This is a genomic window from Sporosarcina luteola, from assembly GCF_023715245.1.
Classification (GTDB): domain Bacteria; phylum Bacillota; class Bacilli; order Bacillales_A; family Planococcaceae; genus Sporosarcina; species Sporosarcina luteola_C.
This window is the reverse complement of the sequence record NZ_JAMBNV010000034.1, coordinates 1-399: the sequence shown is the minus strand read 5'-3', so window position 1 is coordinate 399 and position 399 is coordinate 1. Positions and strand designations below refer to the sequence as shown.

The window sequence follows — 399 nt, the reverse complement described above, 5'->3', positions numbered from 1 at the left end:
CCAATTCACAGTTAAAGACCTAAAAGAACGTATGCATGCACCTGATGGAATGAATGCACTTCGTGAACAAGTAATTTTCATTACTCAAGGTCAGCAAACTGAGGAAACTAGAAATTTTATCCAGAACATGAAATAAAGCCTGAAGATTTAACATATAAAGCAATGTTGAAAAATATGGATACTCTCATGATGGACTTAATTGAAAATGGTAAAGACGCTAACGAAGTCTTAAAAATGCCATTTCATTATGTACTTTCCATATATCAAAATAAAAACAATGACATTTCTGAAGAAAAAGCAGAGGCTTTAATTGATGCGTTTTAACCTTAACCGTTTGGTTAGGGTTATTTTTTTGAATTTTTTTAGAAAGGAGGTAAAAAATGGGAGAAAGAATAAAAG

Annotated in this window: 1 protein-coding gene and 1 pseudogene; both read left to right on the top strand. The window is 31.3% G+C overall.

The window, feature by feature from the left end; genetic code table 11:
- Nucleotides 1-136: pseudogene (locus M3152_RS18195) on the top strand (phage tail assembly chaperone G); the annotation flags it as partial.
- Nucleotides 137-186: 50 nt separating this feature from the next.
- Nucleotides 187-324 carry a phage tail assembly chaperone GT gene (gene gpGT, locus M3152_RS18050; protein ID WP_001549167.1) on the top strand — a complete coding sequence of 46 codons (138 nt, stop codon included), beginning with the start codon at nucleotides 187-189 and terminating at the stop codon, nucleotides 322-324.
- The last annotated feature ends 75 nt before the right edge of the window (nucleotides 325-399 follow it).